This window comes from Longimicrobium sp. (assembly GCF_036387355.1).
Classification (GTDB): Bacteria; Gemmatimonadota; Gemmatimonadetes; order Longimicrobiales; family Longimicrobiaceae; genus Longimicrobium.
Genome location: NZ_DASVTX010000016.1, coordinates 1 through 17,895, shown reverse-complemented (window position 1 = coordinate 17,895; position 17,895 = coordinate 1). Strand labels below are relative to the sequence as shown.

At 71.2% G+C, this 17,895-nt stretch carries 16 protein-coding genes and 1 pseudogene; 15 read left to right on the top strand and 2 right to left on the bottom strand.

All coding sequences use genetic code 11. The annotated features are described in order from the left end of the window. The 7 genes and pseudogenes from VF665_RS00965 to VF665_RS00935 form a co-directional block, all read left to right on the top strand. Positions 1-1,216: pseudogene (locus VF665_RS00965) on the top strand (hypothetical protein); the annotation flags it as partial. After that, positions 1,213-1,701, top strand: coding sequence for a type II 3-dehydroquinate dehydratase (aroQ, locus tag VF665_RS00960; protein ID WP_331051524.1), 489 nt, complete (start codon positions 1,213-1,215; stop codon positions 1,699-1,701). The pseudogene VF665_RS00965 and the gene aroQ, both read left to right, overlap by 4 nt. 193 nt (positions 1,702-1,894) lie before the next feature. Further along, the gene (gene efp / locus VF665_RS00955; RefSeq protein WP_331051523.1) at positions 1,895-2,458 is read left to right on the top strand and encodes an elongation factor P; all 564 of its coding nucleotides are present in this window, start codon (positions 1,895-1,897) and stop codon (positions 2,456-2,458) included. Next, positions 2,458-2,949, top strand: coding sequence for an acetyl-CoA carboxylase biotin carboxyl carrier protein (gene accB / locus VF665_RS00950; RefSeq protein ID WP_349263084.1), 492 nt, complete (start codon positions 2,458-2,460; stop codon positions 2,947-2,949). The genes efp and accB overlap by 1 nt, the downstream gene beginning before the upstream one ends. Further along, on the top strand, positions 2,946-4,112 hold the full coding sequence (locus tag VF665_RS00945; RefSeq protein ID WP_331051521.1) for a type IV pilus twitching motility protein PilT: 1,167 nt from the start codon (positions 2,946-2,948) through the stop codon (positions 4,110-4,112). Before accB ends, VF665_RS00945 begins: the two co-directional genes overlap by 4 nt. A gap of 13 nt (positions 4,113-4,125) precedes the next feature. Further along, positions 4,126-5,478: an acetyl-CoA carboxylase biotin carboxylase subunit gene (accC, locus tag VF665_RS00940; RefSeq protein WP_331051520.1), complete on the top strand. Its 1,353-nt coding sequence runs from the start codon at positions 4,126-4,128 to the stop codon at positions 5,476-5,478. A 1-nt stretch (position 5,479) separates the two neighbouring features. Further along, positions 5,480-6,220 (top strand): 2-phosphosulfolactate phosphatase, encoded by a 741-nt coding sequence (locus tag VF665_RS00935; protein ID WP_331051525.1) that lies wholly within the window; start codon positions 5,480-5,482, stop codon positions 6,218-6,220. A gap of 884 nt (positions 6,221-7,104) precedes the next feature. On the opposite strand, the gene VF665_RS00930 is transcribed toward VF665_RS00935, so the two are convergent. Together VF665_RS00930 and tmk are read right to left on the bottom strand one after the other, a co-directional pair. Further along, positions 7,105-7,668, bottom strand: coding sequence for a DUF1353 domain-containing protein (locus VF665_RS00930; protein ID WP_331051519.1), 564 nt, complete (start codon positions 7,666-7,668; stop codon positions 7,105-7,107). 96 nt (positions 7,669-7,764) lie between these two features. Further along, positions 7,765-8,403: a dTMP kinase gene (tmk, locus tag VF665_RS00925; protein ID WP_331051518.1), complete on the bottom strand. Its 639-nt coding sequence runs from the start codon at positions 8,401-8,403 to the stop codon at positions 7,765-7,767. A 373-nt stretch (positions 8,404-8,776) separates the two neighbouring features. Between tmk and VF665_RS00920 the strand changes: the two genes are divergently transcribed. The 8 genes from VF665_RS00920 (at position 8,777) to VF665_RS00885 (ending at position 17,862) form a co-directional block, all read left to right on the top strand. Continuing rightward, positions 8,777-11,248, top strand: coding sequence for a DNA translocase FtsK (locus VF665_RS00920; RefSeq protein ID WP_331051517.1), 2,472 nt, complete (start codon positions 8,777-8,779; stop codon positions 11,246-11,248). 80 nt (positions 11,249-11,328) lie between these two features. After that, positions 11,329-11,997 (top strand): hypothetical protein, encoded by a 669-nt coding sequence (locus VF665_RS00915; RefSeq protein ID WP_331051516.1) that lies wholly within the window; start codon positions 11,329-11,331, stop codon positions 11,995-11,997. 4 nt (positions 11,998-12,001) lie between these two features. After that, complete coding sequence (locus VF665_RS00910) at positions 12,002-12,691, top strand: hypothetical protein (RefSeq protein ID WP_331051515.1); 690 nt, start codon at positions 12,002-12,004, stop codon at positions 12,689-12,691. Between the two features lie 380 nt (positions 12,692-13,071). Next, on the top strand, positions 13,072-13,719 hold the full coding sequence (locus VF665_RS00905; RefSeq protein ID WP_331051514.1) for a hypothetical protein: 648 nt from the start codon (positions 13,072-13,074) through the stop codon (positions 13,717-13,719). Positions 13,720-13,860: 141 nt separating this feature from the next. Next, the gene (locus VF665_RS00900) at positions 13,861-15,804 is read left to right on the top strand and encodes a M48 family metallopeptidase (RefSeq protein WP_331051513.1); all 1,944 of its coding nucleotides are present in this window, start codon (positions 13,861-13,863) and stop codon (positions 15,802-15,804) included. Between the two features lie 29 nt (positions 15,805-15,833). After that, positions 15,834-16,274 (top strand): RidA family protein, encoded by a 441-nt coding sequence (locus tag VF665_RS00895; RefSeq protein WP_331051512.1) that lies wholly within the window; start codon positions 15,834-15,836, stop codon positions 16,272-16,274. After that, the gene (locus tag VF665_RS00890; RefSeq protein ID WP_331051511.1) at positions 16,274-16,684 is read left to right on the top strand and encodes a VOC family protein; all 411 of its coding nucleotides are present in this window, start codon (positions 16,274-16,276) and stop codon (positions 16,682-16,684) included. The genes VF665_RS00895 and VF665_RS00890 overlap by 1 nt, the downstream gene beginning before the upstream one ends. Before the next feature lie 623 nt (positions 16,685-17,307). Beyond that, positions 17,308-17,862 (top strand): hypothetical protein, encoded by a 555-nt coding sequence (locus VF665_RS00885; protein ID WP_331051510.1) that lies wholly within the window; start codon positions 17,308-17,310, stop codon positions 17,860-17,862. Positions 17,863-17,895 lie beyond the last annotated feature (33 nt).

The window sequence follows — 17,895 nt, the reverse complement described above, 5'->3', positions numbered from 1 at the left end:
CGCGGAGATGAGCGCGGACTGGGCCGTCGCCGCCGCGCCCCTCGGCTTTGAGGGCGACGACGAGGAAGACGACGTGCCGGCCGCCGCCGCATCCGCTTCCTCGGCCCCATCCGCCGCCGGGCGGACGATGCAGAGCTACTTCGCCTCGCTGCTCACCTGGCAGCCGGGCGCCGCGCCGTCCGCACCCGTCCCCGCGCCGATGGCGGACATTTCCGCCCCGGTCGCGGAGGCTCCGGCTCCCGCGCAGGACGTAGCGGACGACGTGCCGCAAGAGTCCGGCTTCGACGTTTCCACCGCGGATGCGTCCGCGATGGAGACGCACGTGTCCGACTTCACGGTGCCGGACCAGGCGGCCGCGCTGCCGTGGGCGGATGCCGGCCAGGCGGACGTTCCCGCGTTCGGGGGGGGCGCGGAGCCCCTGCCGTTCGACGCGCCCGCGGACGAGCGCGCGCCCGAACCGCTGCAGGCGCCCGCGGACGACGTTGCGCCCATGCCGTTCGACCTCCCCGCGGACGAGCCGGTGGCGGACGACGAGCCCGCCTCGGTGGACGACTTCGCCCCGATGGACTTCGGCACGCGCGCGGACGACCTCCCCGCGCTGGACGCCGCGCCCTGGGCCGCGCCCGCGACGGACGCGCAGCCGTCCGAGGCCGATCCCTGGTCTGCTCCGGTGGCGGAGGCGCAGCCGTCCGAAGCCGATCCCTGGTCCGCCCCCGCGGCGGATGCGCAGCCCTCGGTACCGGCGGATCCGTGGTCGTCGCCGCTGGACGCGGCGCCCGTGGCGGACCTGGACCTGCCGCTGGACGACGAGCCGTGGGCCGCGGCCCCCGCGCCGGCCGCCCCGGCGGACCTGGGCAGCTTCGAGCTTTCGGACGACCTGGCCGCCGCGCCGCCCGCGCAGACGGACGACGAGGGAATGCTGCCCTGGGAAGCGCCCGCACCCCCCGCGGCGCCGGAACCCGCGGCCCCGGCCAGGGACGGCTTCTCGTTCGAGGACTTCTTCTCCGGCCCCGCCGCGCCCGAACCCGCACCGGCTCCCGCGCCCGCGCCGGAGCCCACGCCGTCGTTCGGCGCGTTGCCGGAGCTGGAGCCCGTGCCCGCTCCCGCGGCGCCGCCCGCGCCCCCGGCGGCGCAGGCCGGCACCCCCGCGGGCGGAGATGAAGAAGACGAGGACCTGGAGTCGTTCCAGGCCTGGCTGCAGAGCCTGAAGCGGTGAGGATCGCCGTCGTCCACGGGCCCAACCTGAACCTGCTGGGCACGCGCGAGCCGGAGGTGTACGGCCGCGCCACCCTGGCCGACGTGGATGCCGCCGTGGTGGAGCTCGCCGCGGAGCTGGGCGTGGAAGTCGCGTCCTTTCAGAGCAACCACGAGGGCGCGCTGGTGGACCACGTGCAGGGCCAGGCGGCGCGCGTGGACGGGTTCGTGGTGAACGCGGGCGCGTACACGCACACCAGCATCGCCCTGGCGGACGCGCTGGCGGGAGTGGCGCGTCCGTACGTGGAGGTGCATCTTAGCAACGTCTTTGCCCGGGAGCGCTTTCGCCACCGGTCGTACCTGGCGGCCGGCGCGCTGGGGGTGATCTCGGGATTCGGCTCCGACAGCTACCGGCTGGGGCTGCGCGCGCTGGTGGAGCACGTGAGAAGAAAAGAAAGTGCCCAGGGTCTAGTGCCCAGTGCCCAGCAGCCCGGCGCGAATCTCTGAACTGGGCACTTGAACCTGAGCACTGGGCACTTCGGTTCCGGCACTTGAACCTGAGCACTGGGCACTTCAGTTCCGGCACTTCGGTTCCGGAACTTGAACCTGAGCACTGGGCACTTCGGTTCCATCACTTGAACCCGGGTACCGGGCACTGAGCACTTCAGTCCCGTCCCTTTGTTATCTACGAGGAGCGATTGTGGCGACGACGGCCGATTTCCGGAACGGAATGACCCTGAACATGGATGGGACGCTCTGGACCATCATGTGGTTCCAGCACCACAAGCCCGGCAAGGGCAACACGGTGGTGCGTTCCAAGCTGCGCAACGTGCTCACCGGCGCCGTGCTGGAGAAGACCTTCCGCGCCGGCGAGCGCATCGACGAAGTGCGCCTGGAGCACCGCCCCATCACGTACAGCTACTCCGACGGCCACCACTACCACTTCATGGACACGCAGACCTACGACGACATCCCCCTCGCGGGCGAAGTCATCGGCGAGGATCAGCTCAAGTACCTGAAGGAGGGGATGGAGTGCGACGGGCTGGTGCACGGCGAAACCGTCATCAACGTGGAGCTGCCGTTCTTCGTCACCCTGGCCATCACGCAGACCGACCCCGGCGTGCGCGGCGACACCGCCACCGGCGGCACCAAGCCCGCCACGCTGGAAACGGGCGCCGTGGTGCAGGTTCCCCTGTTCGTCAACGAGGGCGAGCTGATTCGCGTGGACCGTCGCGAAGACAAGTACATCGAGCGCGCCAAATGATCGAACTCGACTTCTTGCGCGGCCTCATCGAGGCCGTGGACGGCAGCGGCATCGACTCGCTGGAAATCAGCCGCGGCGGCACCCGCATCCGCATCAACAAGACGCCGCCGCCGGCCCCCGTGTCGGCCGCCATGGCCGCGCCGGCGCTGCAGGCCGCCCCCGCGGTGCAGCACGCGCTCCCCGCCGCGGCCGCGGCCGCCGCGCCGGCGCCCGCCGCCGAGTCCGCCGCTCCGGCCGCGGCCGCCAGCAGCCTGGTGGAGATCAAGTCGCCCATGGTGGGCACCTTCTACCGTTCGCCGGCCCCCGAGGCGCCGTCGTACGTGGAAACGGGCACCCGGGTGAGCAAGGGGCAGACGCTCTGCATCCTGGAGGCGATGAAGCTCATGAACGAGCTTCCCGCCGACGTCGCCGGCACCATCCGCGAGATCTGCGTGGAGAACGGCGAGCCGGTGGAGTACGGGCAGGTCCTGTTCCGGATCGACCCGGCGTGAGCGTGACGGAAGGGGCGGCCGCCGCGCGGGCCGGCGGCGGCCGGGAGTTCAACCTGCGCGACGCGCTGCACGAGATGGTGCGGCGCGGCGGCAGCGACCTGCACCTCAAGGTGGGCCGCCCGCCCGTGGTGCGCGTCAACGGCGAGCTGGCCGAGACGGAGCTCCCCATCCTGCGGCCGGAAGACCTCAAGAAGTGCTCGGAGCAGACGCTCAGCCCGCGCCAGCGGGAAGAGTTCGCCGAGCGCAAGGAGATCGACTTCGCCATCGGGGTGCAGGGGCTGGGACGGTTCCGCGCCAACATCTTTCAGCAGCGGGGCACGCTGGGAATGGCCTTTCGCGGCATTCCCTTCGAGGTTCCCGGGCTGGAAACGCTGGACCTGCCGCCGGTGCTGCAGGAGGTGGCGCTCACCCCGCGCGGGCTGGTGCTGGTGACGGGCGTCACCGGCTCCGGCAAGAGCACCTCGCTGGCGGCCATGGTGCGCCACCTGAACGAGCGGCGCGCGGTGAACATCGTGACGGTGGAAGACCCGATCGAGTTTCTGCACCGCGACGTGCGCGCCATCATCAGCCAGCGCGAGGTGGGGGCCGACACGCACTCCTTTCACGACGCGCTGCGCCACGTGCTGCGGCAGGACCCCGACGTCATCATGCTGGGCGAGATCCGCGACCGCCCCAGCATGGAAACCGTGCTCAAGGCGGCCGACACGGGGCACCTGGTGCTCAGCACGCTGCACACGACGGATGCGACGCAGACCATCGGCCGCATCATCAGCTTCTTTCCGCCGCACCAGCACCAGGAAATCCGCGGCATGCTGGCCAACGCGCTGCGCGCCGTTGTTTCCCTGCGGCTCATTCCGCGGGCCGACCGGCCGGGGCGCGTGCCCGCCGCCGAAATCCTGGTGAACACCGCCGCCATCGCGCAGCTCATCCGCACCGGCGACGAATCGCAGTCCATCCCCGACCTGATCGCCGAGGGGCGGGTGCAGTACGGCATGCAGACGTTCGACCAGTCGCTGCTGGACCTGTACTCGCGCGGGTGGATCAGCTACGAGTGGGCCATGCACTACGCGTCCAATCCCTCCGAGTTCGCCCTGCGCGTCTCCGGCGTGCAGCCGGGCGAGCAGGAAATGGACTGGGGCAAGAAGCCCGGCCGCGACGCCTGAATCGACGACCAACGTGTTCCGTAAAGTCCTGATCGCGAACCGGGGCGAAATCGCCCTCCGCGTCATCCGCGCCTGCCGGGAGCTGGGCATTCGCACGGTGGCCGTGTACAGCGAAGCCGACCGCGAAAGCCTGCACGTGCGCTTCGCCGACGAAGACGTGTGCATCGGCCCGCCCAGCGCCCGCGAAAGCTACCTGAACGTCCCGCGGATCATCGCCGCCGCCGAGATCACCGGCGCCGACGCCATCCACCCGGGCTACGGCTTCCTGGCCGAGAACGCCGAGTTCTCGGAAATCTGCGAGGCCAGCGAAATCACCTTCATCGGGCCCACGCCGCAGCAGATCCGGCTGATGGGCGACAAGGCGACGGCCCGCCGCACCATGCGCGAGACGGGCGTGCCCATCGTGCCCGGCACCGACGCCATCGCCGACCCCGACGAGGCGCTGGCCGCCGCGCGCGAGATCGGCTTTCCCGTGCTGATCAAGGCCGCGGCCGGCGGCGGCGGCAAGGGGATGCGCGTGGCCAAGGACGAGGACGACTTTCTCGCCGCGTTCGGCATGGCGCGGGCAGAGGCGTCGGCCGCGTTCAACGACGACTCGGTGTACATCGAGAAGTACCTGGCGCGCCCGCGGCACATCGAGTTCCAGATCCTGGGCGACAGCCACGGCCGCGTGATTCACCTGGGCGAGCGCGACTGCAGCATTCAGCGGCGCCACCAGAAGCTGCTGGAAGAGGCGCCGTCGCCCGCGCTGTCGCCGGAGCTGCGCGAGGCCATGGGCAACGCGGCGGTCGCGGGCGCCAAGGCCATCGACTACGTGGGCGCGGGCACCATCGAAATGCTGCTGAACGACGACAACTCGTTCTACTTCATGGAGATGAACACGCGCATCCAGGTGGAGCACCCGGTCACCGAAATGTGCACGGGGTTCGACCTGGTGAAGGAGCAGATCCGCGCGGCCGCCGGCCTGCGGCTCAGCATTCCTGAGGTGCCCATCCAGCTGCGGGGCCACGCCATCGAGTGCCGGCTGAACGCCGAGGACCCGTCGCGCAACTTCGCCCCGTCGCCGGGCACGGTGACGGTGTTCAACGCGCCGGGCGGGCCGGGCATCCGGGTGGACACGCACGTGTACGCCGGCTACCGCGTGCCTCCGTTCTACGACTCGCTGCTGGCCAAGGTGATCGCGCACGGCTCCAACCGCGAGGAGGCCATCGCCCGCATGCGCCGCGCGCTGCAGGAAACGGTGATCGAGGGCGTGCACACCACCATCCCCTTCCTTCTGGAGGTGATGGACAACCCGGACTTCGTGGCCGGCCAGGTGGATACCAAGTTCCTGGAGCGGTGGATGGCGGAACGGGCGGGTGCCTGAGATGAGGCTGGATGTGCTGCTGACCCCCGGCGAGCTGGTGCCGGGGGAACTCGCCGACCGCACGGTGGTGGTGCTGGACGTGCTGCGCGCCTCCACCAGCATCGTGGAGGCGCTGGCCAACGGGGCGCGGACGCTGTACCCGGTGGCCACCATCGAAGAGGCCATCCGGCTGGCCAACACGCTGGGCCGCGACCAGGTGCTGCTGGCGGGCGAGCGCAAGGCGCTCCCCATCGAGGGCTTTGACCTGGGCAACTCGCCGGCGGAGTTCACGGCGGAGCGGCTGGCCGGGCGCATGGTGGTGATGTCGACCACCAACGGCACGCTGGCGCTTGCGGCGGCGTCGGCCGGCAGCCGGGTGGTGGTGGGATCGTGGCTGAACTTTCAGGCGGTGGTGGACGACCTGGCGCGCGAGGGCGTGGAGCCGGTGCTGCTGTGCGCCGGGCGCGACCGCGCGTTCGGGCTGGAAGACGCGGTGTGCGCGGGGCAGCTTGCCGCGGCGGTGATGGCGGCGCGCCCCGACGACGCATGGGAGCTGAACGACGGCGCCCGCGCGGCGATCGCGCTGGCCGTGGCGTATCCCGATCCGGCGGCGATGTTTCCGGAGACGGCGGCGGGGCGGGGGATCATGGATGCGGGGCTGGAGGCCGACCTGGCCTTCTGCGCCCAGCGCGACCTGCGGACGGTGCTCCCCGTGCTCCAGGACCGGCAGATCACCATCGCGCAGCCGGTTGCCGCGGCCTGATTCCGCCCGGGAGCACGACCGCGGCCCCCGCGCTCCCACGAGCGCGGGGGCCGCTCGCGTTTGGGCCGATCCCCTTCGGCACTTTCCGCACGCGGTCCCACACCGCCGCCGGGAGACGCGCACCCCGGCGGCCGCCATGCAGATGCAGCCTCACAGCAGTACCGTGAGGCTTTCAGCAGTGGTTGCGGCGACTTCAGTCCGCTCACCGCGCTGGGCCCGTCCCCGTCCCCCTGCTGCCGCGCAACGCAGACGCCGTCAACGGACGCGATCAGGCAGTGCGTCGGCTGGCCCTGTGCACCGGGCGAGCCTCCGCGCGGCGGATGGAGCGCGTTTTCGATCGCTCGGGGACGATCGGCAGTCTGCTGCACGCCGGCTCTCCCGTCCGAACCGCGCCGGAGGGCCTCCCGAAAAATGCGGATGAACTCAGCACGAGCGCCGGCCAGCGGCTCCGGGGCCGAGGGCTTGGCGCGGCGGCTGCCGCACGGCGGGTGACGGAAAAAGACGTGCACCGGGGGGCTTGCGCGACGGGCGGAATCTTTTTATCCTATTGCAGCTGCACTGCTTACCGGCAGTGCGGGGCCGCGGCGGAGTCCTTGATGGATGACGGCGCGGGCCACCCGGGGCTCTGCCCCCACGGTGACCATGCCCTATGTTCAACCCTGAACGAAGGAGGTGATCCCTTGGCCAGTACGACTGCTTTTTGCAACCTGACACGGGCAAGCGATCGCCGCGTCGGCGCCTGAGCCGAAGCGCGAGGCAAACCTTCCGCATCAAACGGGTTGCCCATGCGGCATCGCGTCAGGAAGCGGCAGAACTGAGCACCCCCGGTGGATTCGTCCACCGGGGGTGTTCTTCTTTTCTCCCCACCTCGTCACGGGACTTCCCTACTGCCGCGACTTCGCTTCCAGGTGGGCGTCCACCAGCTGTTCCAGTTCGTCAAAGGGCAGGGCGTCGGGGCGCGACTCAATGTCGGCGGCGATCTCGCGGTAGGTGGTCTGCATGCTGGCGTCGGTGAGCGCGGGGCTCACGTCGTGGCGCATGGCGGCTGAGCGCACCGCGGCCCCGTGGCTCCACAGGCGGATCCTGGGGAGCCATGCGCCAATGCGCACGCCCGTGTACAGCAGCCGCGCCTGCCGCTCCGAGCATCCGCCCGCCAGGCACGCGAAGTAGAACATGCGGTCCGCTTCCCTGCGGCTCACGGCCGGATCGTCGCAGGCGATGTCGTGCACCACGGAGGCCCGCCGGTACTCGCCCGTGTACGGCGAGCCCACCGCGGACCAGAGCGGCGCCGGAATGCTGGCGCCGTCCACCAGGCTCCCCTTGGGCGCCGTCCATCGCCGCCCCGCGGGATCGTCGTACCAGAACTCCTCCAGCAGCTTCATCCGCCGGTCCGCGGTCTTGTCCACCATCCACTCGGTCTTCGGATTTCCGGAAAACGTGCCGTGCATCCCCCCTCCGCGGTCATCGGTTCATGCGTTGCGCCTCCCGATGATTGTTGGACGGACGCGAGCCGCCGAATTCCGGGGCCGTCCCCCTCCGTTCCGCTACCGCCCGCCCAGCGCGTCGCGCACGATGCCCAGGATCTGCTGGTGCAGCGCGGCGGGCTCCGTGCTTCCATCCACCACGTGGAGCGCGTGGGGATAGTCCGCCAGCGCGCGTTGGAAGCTTTCACGCACGGCGGTGAGCTTCTGCGTGTTCTCGTATTTCTCGCCCACGAACTGCCGCGCCGCGATGCGCTCCACGCACACCTCCACCGGCGTGTCTACAAAAAAGGTGAGGTCCGCGGGGGGAAAGTCCTGGTTCAGCCGCTGCACCAGGTCGCGGTCCGCGTCGTCGTGCACCAGGTACGCGAACGACGACAGCACGTAGCGCGTGCTGATGACCGTGGCGCCGGACTCCAGCTGCGCCAACACGCCGTCCACCTCGTTGTACAGGTGGTCGTACCGGTCCGCGGCAAACAGGTGCGCCAGCTGCCGGTCTTCCACGCGCGGATCGGACGAGAAGCGCAGGCGGTGCGACATGGCCAGGCGAACCATCCCTCCGATGGGCCCCGCCGTGGGCTCGGCGGTCAGAAAGCTCCGCCGGCCCTCGCGCGTGAGCCCTTCCTGGAGCATGCGCGCCTGGGTGGACGTGCCCGATCCGTCGAGCCCTTCAAAGACGATGAACAGACCGCGGGTGGTCATTCTGCTGCTGTCCGGAGAGTGCGTGGAGGCGCCGGAGGATGACCGGCAGAGGCGTGCGGAATCCTGCGTCTCCGGGCCCTGAGCCGCAAGGACGCGCGGCGGTCCTCTCGATCCAGGCGCCGCGGAATCCCGCCGCCCCGCCCGACAAACCGTCCGCTTCGCCCCGCGTCCCCGAATCCCCGCGCCCCTGCGCCCCCGCGCTCCGTGAAATGCCGTAACACGGTGCCCGCGAACGAGAAGCCGCATTCCGCACGAAAACCCGGCGCGCCTGTTGGCCGGAAGCGGCCTTCGCACTATCTTGGACGTTCAGTTGTTTCCCCGGCGTGCATCCGCGCCACTCCGTGATCCTTCCCGCACCATCCCGCTGGACCCCGTGACACCTGTGTTTTCACTGGATGACAGGCAGCGCCGCGAGCTGTGGGGACTGGGGCTGTTTTCCCTGGGCCTGCTGCTGGCGCTGAGCCTCTTTCCCGTCGCCATCCTGGGCGGCGCCGCGCGCATCTTTCCCGCCGGCAACATCGTCGGCGTGGTGGGCGGCGCCCTGAACCGGGCGATCTACGGCTTCCTGGGGATCGCCTCCGTGGCCCTGCCGGCGCTCGCCGCCATCTGGGGCGCGTTCGCCTATCGCAAGGTGGACGCGGCGCCCGCGGTGCGGTGGTCCATCCTGATCGTGGGCCTGGCGGCCGTGGTGCCCGCGTCGTTGAGCGTGCTGGGCGGCACGGCGGGGCAGCCGGACGGGCTCGCGGGGTGGCTGGGCGCCGCCTTTGCGCTCCTGCTCGTCTCCTTCGTGGGCACGGTGGGTGGCGCCGTCGTCCTCTTCTTTCTGTTCGCGGCGCTCTGCATCGCCACGGTGGGATGGAACCCGCTGCGCACCCTGCTGCGCGGCGGGCAGTACGCGGCCGTAAAGACGCGGGACGCCGCCATCGCGCTTCCCCGTCCCACGCTGGCCCTCCCCAGCCCGCTGCTGCTGCGCCGCGGCACTCCCGCCGCGGAAGAAGGCGAGGAGGACGACGACCTGCCGCCCATGCCCGTCCGCCCGCCGGCCGTGGTGGAGGACGACATCGAGGACGCGGAGATCGAGGGCTACTGGGACGGGCTGGAAGACGAGGACGAGGCTCCGGTGGATGCGCACGTCGCCATCGACCCGGATGCCACGCTGCCGGACGGGCCCATGCCCGCCGCCGCGCCCGCCGCCCGCGCGAAGCCCGCGGCCAGGGCCAAGGCGCCGGCCGCACCCGCCGCGCGTGGCCTCAAGGCGGAGCAGGGCGAGCTTCTGCCCGTCGACAGCGGCGACCCCCTGGCCAACGACCTCCCCGCCACGGCCATGCTCGTCGCGCCGCCGCCGCGCGACGAGACGCGCAGCAAGCAGGAGTTGGACAAGCTGGGGCAGGTGCTGATCGACAAGCTGGCCACCTTCAAGATCGAAGGCGAGATCGTGGGGATGACGGCGGGGCCGGTCGTCACGCAGTTCGAGATCAGCCCCGCGCCGGGGATCAAGGTGGCCCGTATCGCCAACCTGGAGGCGGACCTGGCCCTGGCCCTGCGCGCGCCCAGCGTGCGCATCGTGGCGCCCATCCCCGGCAAGGGCGCCGTGGGCGTGGAAGTGCCCAACCCCACGCCGGAGATGGTGTTCTTTCGCGAAACGGTGGAATCCGCCGCCTTCCGCGCCAGCAAGGCCGCGCTGCCGCTGGCGCTGGGCAAGGACATCGCCGGCCGGCCGACCGTCGTGGACCTGGCCAAGATGCCGCACCTGCTCATCGCCGGGGCCACGGGCTCCGGCAAGAGCGTGTGCGTCAACACCATCATCACATCCCTCATCTACCGCCACACGCCGCGCACGCTGCGGTTCCTGATGGTGGACCCCAAGATGGTGGAACTGTCGATGTACAACGACCTTCCCCACCTGCGGCACCCGGTGGTGACGGACAACAACGACGCGGCGGCGGTGCTCAAGTGGGCGGTGCTGGAGATGGAGCGGCGGTACGAGCTGCTGTCCGTCAATGGCGTACGCAACCTGGCGGACTTCAACAAGCGGCTGGAGCAGGGCGGCGTCGTGCGCTCGCCGGAGGCGGATGGCGAGGAAGGCGATCCGGACCGGTGGATCTACAAGGGCGGCGAGCTTCCATACATCGTCTTCATCATCGACGAGCTGGCGGACCTGATGATGACGGTGCAGGGCGACGTGGAGAAGCCGCTGGCGCTGCTGGCGCAGAAGGCGCGCGCCATCGGCATTCACCTGATCCTGGCCACGCAGCGGCCCTCGGTGAACGTCATCACCGGCCTGATCAAGGCCAACTTCCCCAGCCGCATCGCCTTCCGCGTGTCCAGCAAGGTGGACAGCCGCACCATTCTGGACCAGAACGGCGCCGACGCGCTGCTGGGCAACGGCGACATGCTCATGCTGCCGCCGGCCAGCAGCGAGCCCGTTCGCCTGCAGGGCGCGTATCTGTCCACCGAAGAAACGGAACAGCTCATGAGCTGGTACCGTGAGCAGGCGCGTCTGCGGCGCGAAGAGGCGCTGGAGCGCGGGCTGGATCCGTCGGTCACGGCCGAGGCCAACATTCTGGACGAGGTGCGCGCGCAGGAAGACAGCGGCGAGCTGGAGGCCGACGAGGAGCCGGGCGAGCGCGACAAGCTGTTCCGCCAGGCCGCCGAGTCGTGCATTCAGCACCAGGGCGGGAGCACGTCGCTGCTGCAGCGGCGCATGCGCATCGGCTACGGCCGCGCGGCGCGCATCATGGACCAGCTGGAAAAGGCCGGCATCCTGGGCCCGCCCGACGGCAGCAAGCCCCGCGAGGTGCTGATCGACTTCACCCAGCTCGACAGCATCTGCGGCGACGACTAGCGCCGGCGTTTCCACGGGCCGCCCTGCATCCGGGCGGCCCGTCATCCGCTTCACGCATTGTTCACCGTTCTCATCGACCCATGCGCCTGATCCGCACGTTCCTGCTTTCCGCCGCTCTCCTGTGCCCCGCCGTGGCCGCCGCGCAGGACACCCCCTCGCAGGTGGCGGCGGGGTTCTTCAACGCGCTCTGGACGCGCAACTGGGCCGGCGCCGCCGCGCTGGTGAGCAATGACGGTATCGCGCGCTACCGCATGCAGGTGGTCCCCCAGGCGGCCCAGTCCAAGCTGTACATGGCGCAGATGGCCGCCGTGGTGACGTACACGGATTCGGTTGCGCCGGACACCGCGGAACTGCTGCCGCAGAGGGAGCCGTTCGACCTTGCCACGCAGGACACGGTGCGGCTGGACGTGTTCGGCGGCTCGTACAGCGTGCGCCAACTGCTGGACATGCCCGCCGCGGAGTTCATGACGCGCACGCTGGGCGAGGCCTTTCCCTGGCTCAACAACGAGGGCGAGCGCCCCACGCCGCCGGCCGTGGTGGGCGAAGTGGTGCGCGGCGACTCGGCGTACGTCATCCTGGCGGTGCCGGACCCGGAAGACCCGGCGGGGGAGCCCAGCTTCATGGTGCTGCCGGTGCAGCGCGAGAACGGCCGCTGGCGGGTGACGATGTCGCGGCAGCTGGCCGTGCCCTTCGCCGTGCCCACGCTGCCGGAGTATTCCAGCGATCCCGACCCGGACGCGGGGTCCTGAGCGCATGCGGCCATCGCTTCGCGCGCTCGCCGCCCTTGCGGCGCTCACGGCCGCGGCCGGCCTGGCCGCGGCGCGCCCCGCGCGTGCCGCGGATCCGCTGACTCCGTCGCAGACCGTCCAGGCGCTCTTTGACGCGCTGTTCGAGGGACGGTGGCGTGAAGCGGCGAACCTGATCACGCCCGAGTCCGCCGCCGGGTATCAGCGGAGCGAGGTGACACGGCTGGCGGAGGTGGAGTTTCACCGCGGCCAGGTGCGCGCGTGGAGGCACAGCCGGCGCGCGGCCGACACCACCCGGCCGTCCATGCCGTTCCCGCCGTTCAACCCCGTGGCGGACGACACGCTGCACCTGTCCCTCTTTGCCGGCTCGCACTCCGTGCGGGAGCTGCTGGCCATGCCGCCCACCCAGTTCCTGACGCGCGCCTTTGGCGAAGCGGGGTTCCGGTTCGAGCCGCCCCCGGGCGAGTCCCGCACCATTCGCATCGTGGGCGAAATCATCCGTGAAGACACGCTCGGCTACGTGGTCGCGCACGGGCTGGGCGAAAACGAGAACGTGGATCGCACACCGGAACTGCTCGTGGTGCAGCTGCGGATGCACCGCGGCCGGTGGCGCGTGGTGATGACCCGGGCGTTCCACGTGCCCATCGGGACGGAGACGCACACGCTCATCCAGGTGATGGATACGATCCCGGGATAAGGCCCGGACCGGACGGCGGGCATGCCCGGACCGCCCGGCAGGGCAGCACCCGGATAGTAATCTCAGACGAACGGCCCGCGCTCCTCCCCGGAGCGCGGGCCGGTGCGCTCGTTGCCATCGCGTTCCGCCACGCTGGACAGGATGGGCGCGCGCTCCTACCATGCCGAAGTGGGCCGGATCAGTCCGCGAGCCTCTTCCCGTCACCCATCCGGAACGCACGCTCCCGTCGGACCGCAGGGCGATCCTCCGCCTCCGATTCCGCCGATGGAACTCTTGCCTCGACCGCCATGCCGCGCGTCCGCATTCCACTCCTGATCGCCGCGGGCTTCGCGCTGGCCGCCCCCGCTCGCGTACCCGCATCGACTTCCCCGGCGTTGCCCATGGCCGTCGCGCAGGCGTACTTTGATGCGGTGCGCGACCGGCGGTGGCGGCCCGCGGCGGACCTGGTGACGGTCAACTCCGCGGCGGAGTACCAGCGCGAACAGCTTCGGCAGCTGCTCTCGATGGAGCTGGACCGGCGTAGCGTGGAGGCGCAGGACGGCCAGCACCCGACGAGCGACGAGTTCGTGGTGGATACAGCGTCCGGCACGCTGGACGCTCACCCGCATCCGGATTCGATGGAGGTGGCAAACGATACCGTCTCCCTGAACCTTTTCCCCGGCATCCGCACCGTCGGGCAGCTGCGGCAACTGTCCCCGGCCGACTTTCTGGCCGGCGCGATGGCGGCGTACGAGGAGGTGGACGCGTTCCTCCGCGACAAGCTGCAGTCGCCCGATCCCGGCCCGCCCTCCCCGATCGGCGCGGTGGTGGAGAACGACACGGCGGCGTACGTCGTCTACCGGCAGACCGCGTTCGTGCGCGACGACCGCGGAGAGCTGCGTGTGGACGAAGAGTTTTCCATCCACGTGATGCACCTGCGCCGGCGGGACGGAGGATGGCGTGTGCAGCTCACCTCCGAGTTGGAGCCCTCGCTCAGCCTGGTGCGCACGCACAACCTCCGCGCCCCGGACTCCGCCCCCGAACGCTGACGATCCGGAATGGCCAACACGGACCGATCAGGCGCGTAAACATCTGGACAGAGCGGGGCGGGATCGATACCATCCAGCAACCCGCGATTCGCCGCGCGGACTTCCGCGCCGCGGCCTGACCCCGCTCTCCCGCCGTTCCCGATGTCCCATCCCGACGAAGCGCGCCTGGCGCGCCTGGCCGAGTACGCGCGCGCGCACCCGTCCCTGTACCGCGCCCGCGTGGCCGCGCTGGCCGTGCTGGGCTACGCGTACCTGCTCGGCGTGCTGGCCCTGCTGGCGTTCGCCACGGCGGTGCTGGTGTACGGCCTGTTCCGCATGCGCGCCACGGCCATCATCGTCAAGCTCGCCCTGCCGCTGCTCTGGCTGCTGGGCATGGGCGTCAAGTCGCTGTGGATCCGGTTGGAAGAGCCCAAGGGGATCGTGCTGCGGCCCTCCGACGCCCCCGCGCTGATGGCGGAGATCGAGGCCATGCGCCGCGCTACGGGTGCCGGGCGCCTGCACCGGGTGCTGCTGACGGATGAGATGAACGCGGGCGTCACCCAGCTTCCCCGGCTGGGCGTGTTCGGCTGGTACCGCAACTACCTGGTGCTGGGGCTGCCGCTGCTGGCCGCCACCACGGTGGAGGAGTTCCGCGCTGTGCTGGCGCACGAGTTCGGGCACATCTCGGGGCGGCACGGCCGGTTCGGCAACTGGCTGCACCGGGTGCGCAGCACGTGGCACCGCGTGGCGGAGGAGCTGCGGGAGAGCGGGCACGCCGCGCAGGGGATCTTCAACGTCTTCTTTCGCTGGTACGCACCCTTCTTTGACAGCTACATCGCCGTCCTGAGCCGCCAGCAGGAGTTCGAGGCGGACCGTGCCGCCGCGCGCGCCGCGGGTGCGCCGGCCAGCGCCGCCGCGCTCTGCCGCGTGGCCGTGGCGGACGGCTACCTGGGCCGCGCGTTCTGGCCGGGCGTGTTCGAGGGCATTCGCCAGCAGCCCGGCCCGCCCGCGGCGGTGTTTCAGCGGCTGTGGGACGGCGCGCGCACCGCCGCGGCCGATGCGCGGGCGGGGGAGTGGCTGGGCGAGAGCCTGGGCCAGCCCACCGCGCCGTGGGACTCGCACCCGTCGCTCTCGGAACGGCTCGCCGCGCTGGGAGTGGCGGCGCCCGCGCCGGAGCCGCTCACGGTCAGCGCCGCGGACGCGCTGCTGGGCGCGTCGGCCGCGCGCTGGGTGGACCAGATGAGCCGGACGTGGTGGGGCGCGGTGCACCCCGCGTGGGCCCGGGAGCACCAGAACTTTCTGCGCAACTCCGAGCGGCGGCAGGTGCTGGAAGCCGAAGGGGAGCTGGATGCGGAACGCGCCCTGGAACGCCTGCACCTGGTGATGGGTGTGCGCGGCGGCGACGCGGCGGTTCCGCTCCTGCGCGCGTATGCGGAGGCGGGCGGGCGGGACGCGGGAACGCTGTTCATCCTGGGCCAGGAACTCGTCACCCGCCGGGACGAGGAGGGGCTGGCGCACCTGGCGCGCGCGATGGAACTGGACGCCAACTTCATTCTCCCCGCGTGCCACCTCGCCGTCCAGTACTTCTCGTCCACGGGCCGGCGCGACGAAGCCGCCGCGTACCAGGCGCGCATCCAGGACCGGGTGCGGGCGCTGGAGGCGGCGGACGGCGAGCGCAGCGTGGGCGCGCTGCGCAACGGCGACGTCCTTCTGCCGCATGGGCTGGCCGCGCAGCAGGTGGAGGCCGTGCGCGAGGCGGTGGCGCTGGTGCGCGGGATCAAGCGGGTGCTCCTGGTGCGCAAGCAGGTGTCCGCGCTGCCGGAGATGCCGCACTGGATCGTGCTGGTGCAGCGCAGGCGGCGGTTCTGGCCCGGGCGGGACAGCTGGACGGCGGCCGGACTGGTGGAGCAGGTGCTGCGGATCGTGGAGCCGCTGGGCGGAACCAGCATCGCCGCCACGGCGGAGGGCAAGTACCGACGCCTGGCCCGCCGCGCCGCGAAGGTGCACGGGGCCGAGATCTACCGCGCGGGCGGGTGGATGACGTCCTCGCGCCCGGCCGCGGACAACCCCGGCGCCTCCGCCGGCATCCGACTGGGCCGGTCCTGACCGTCATCTTCCCACAACCGCACGCATCCATGCTCCGCATCGCCGCCCTTGCCGCGCTGTTGCTCGCCGCCGCCGCCCCTGCCGCGCAGGCGCAGAACCGCGAGATCTACCACGAGTTCGAGGGCGAAAAGGAGTTCGGGTACGCGCAGGCGGTGCGCACGGGCACCACGCTCTACATCTCCGGCACCGTATCACCCGGCGCGACCATGAACGACCAGGTGGAGGGCGTGTACCGCCGCCTGCGCGCGACGCTGGACCGCTTCGGCGCGTCACCGGCGGACATCGTCAAGGAGACCGTCTACACGCGCGACGTGGACGCCTTTGCCGCGGCCAACGCCATCCGCCTGCGCTTTCTGGCCGGCCACACCCCCGCGGCCACCTGGGTGCAGATCCAGCGGCTGCTGATGCCCGACGCGCTGGTGGAAGTGGAGATGGTGGTGGACCTGAGCCGCGCGCGGCCCGCGTCGTGATGCGCGCGGGGGAGATCCTGGAGGCGTGCGTCTACGCGCCGGACCTGGACGCGGCGGAGGCGTTCTACACGCGCGTGCTGGGGCTGGAGGTGCTGACGCGGGTGGATGACCGGCACGTCTTCTTTCGCTGCGGCGGGCGCGTGTTCCTGGTCTTCAACCCGGAGCGCACGCGGGACGGCGGCATGGTGCCCGGCCACGGCGCGGAGGGTCCCGGGCACGTGTGCTTCGCCATGCGCGAGAACGAGATCGACGGGTGGCGCGCGCACCTGGCCCGCGAGGGCGTGGAGATCGAATCCGACTTCGCGTGGCCCCGAGGCGGGCACTCGCTCTACTTGCGCGACCCCGCCGGAAACAGCGTGGAGCTGGGCACGCCGCGCATCTGGAGCCTGGACGAATCCGCGACGTTCTGACGACGGCGTGAGGCGTCGCTGCCTTGCCACTCACTCCAGAGCGTGAGCGTCATCCTCCAAAGCCGCGCTGTGCGGCGCCGTCCACGGTGCCCGGCTCTGGCGCGGGCGCAGGGAGTCTGGACGAAAGCTCTCGTGCACGCCCGTCTGCGGGTCGTCCTCCGGCGTCGGCGGGCGTGGGGAGGAGTCCGGGAGACGCCACGCCGGCCAGCGTTCCGGCAGAGAGTTCGGCCGGGATCCTTCAGTCGCACGGCATTCGGCTCCGTGGATGGTGCGGCGTGCTGCTCCTTCAGGATGACACCCAGGCTCCGAAGTGAGCGGCGGGCGGGGTGCTCTGCGCGGCCAGCGGGAAGCCAACGCGCCCAGCGGGAAGCCAACGCGCCCAGCGGCCGGCATCGGGGCGCCAGCGAGGCGCCGGGCGAACGAGGTCAGGCGATGCTGGCGACGAACGACTTCGGATTCCGACGCACTGTGGGTTGGGCAGGAGGATGTACGTCCACCCGGCCTGCACGCGCCTCGCAGCCGCGCATCTGCTCCCGTGGCACAATCCCCGCTTCCCCGATCTGGGAGGCGGGGATCGTTTGTATCGATCCTCCACAACGGCTCGGACGGAGGATGGCGTCTTGTTGAGAGCACGGATACTTCAGGCGGTGGCGGGCGGGGCGGTGCTGGCGACGGCGGCGTGCGCGGGCGGCGGATCGGTGTCGTCGCGGGCGAACGTGAGCCCGGGCGGGGTAGAGACGCGGGTGGATGCGGCGTCGCCCAACGTGCAGTACGTGGGGCGCGAGCAGCGGGTGACGGAAAACGGGCAAAACACCAGCTATTTTCTGCGCAGCTTCCGCAACCGGACCACGGGGGCGGTGTCGCACCAGCTGTACGTGACGGACCGCTACCGGGCGCGCGAGTACCGCAACTGGTCGCGGGCCACGGGGCCGGGGAACACGACGCTGCAGTACGTGGCCATCAGCCGCGACGTGGAGCAGTGCCCGGACGCGGCGGGCTGCCCCCGGGTGGAGGCGTTCGGCGTCACGCTGCCGCACGCGGCGCTCACGCGGGCGGGCGCGAGCGGATACACGGTGCGCGCCTACAGCCGCGGCGGCGCTTCCGTGACGCTCCCCATCGCGGGCGCCGCCGTGCAGGCGCAGCTGGAAGCCACCGCGCGCCCGCTCCCGACCCCCTGATCATCCCATCGATCCGAAACTGAACGAGGGCCG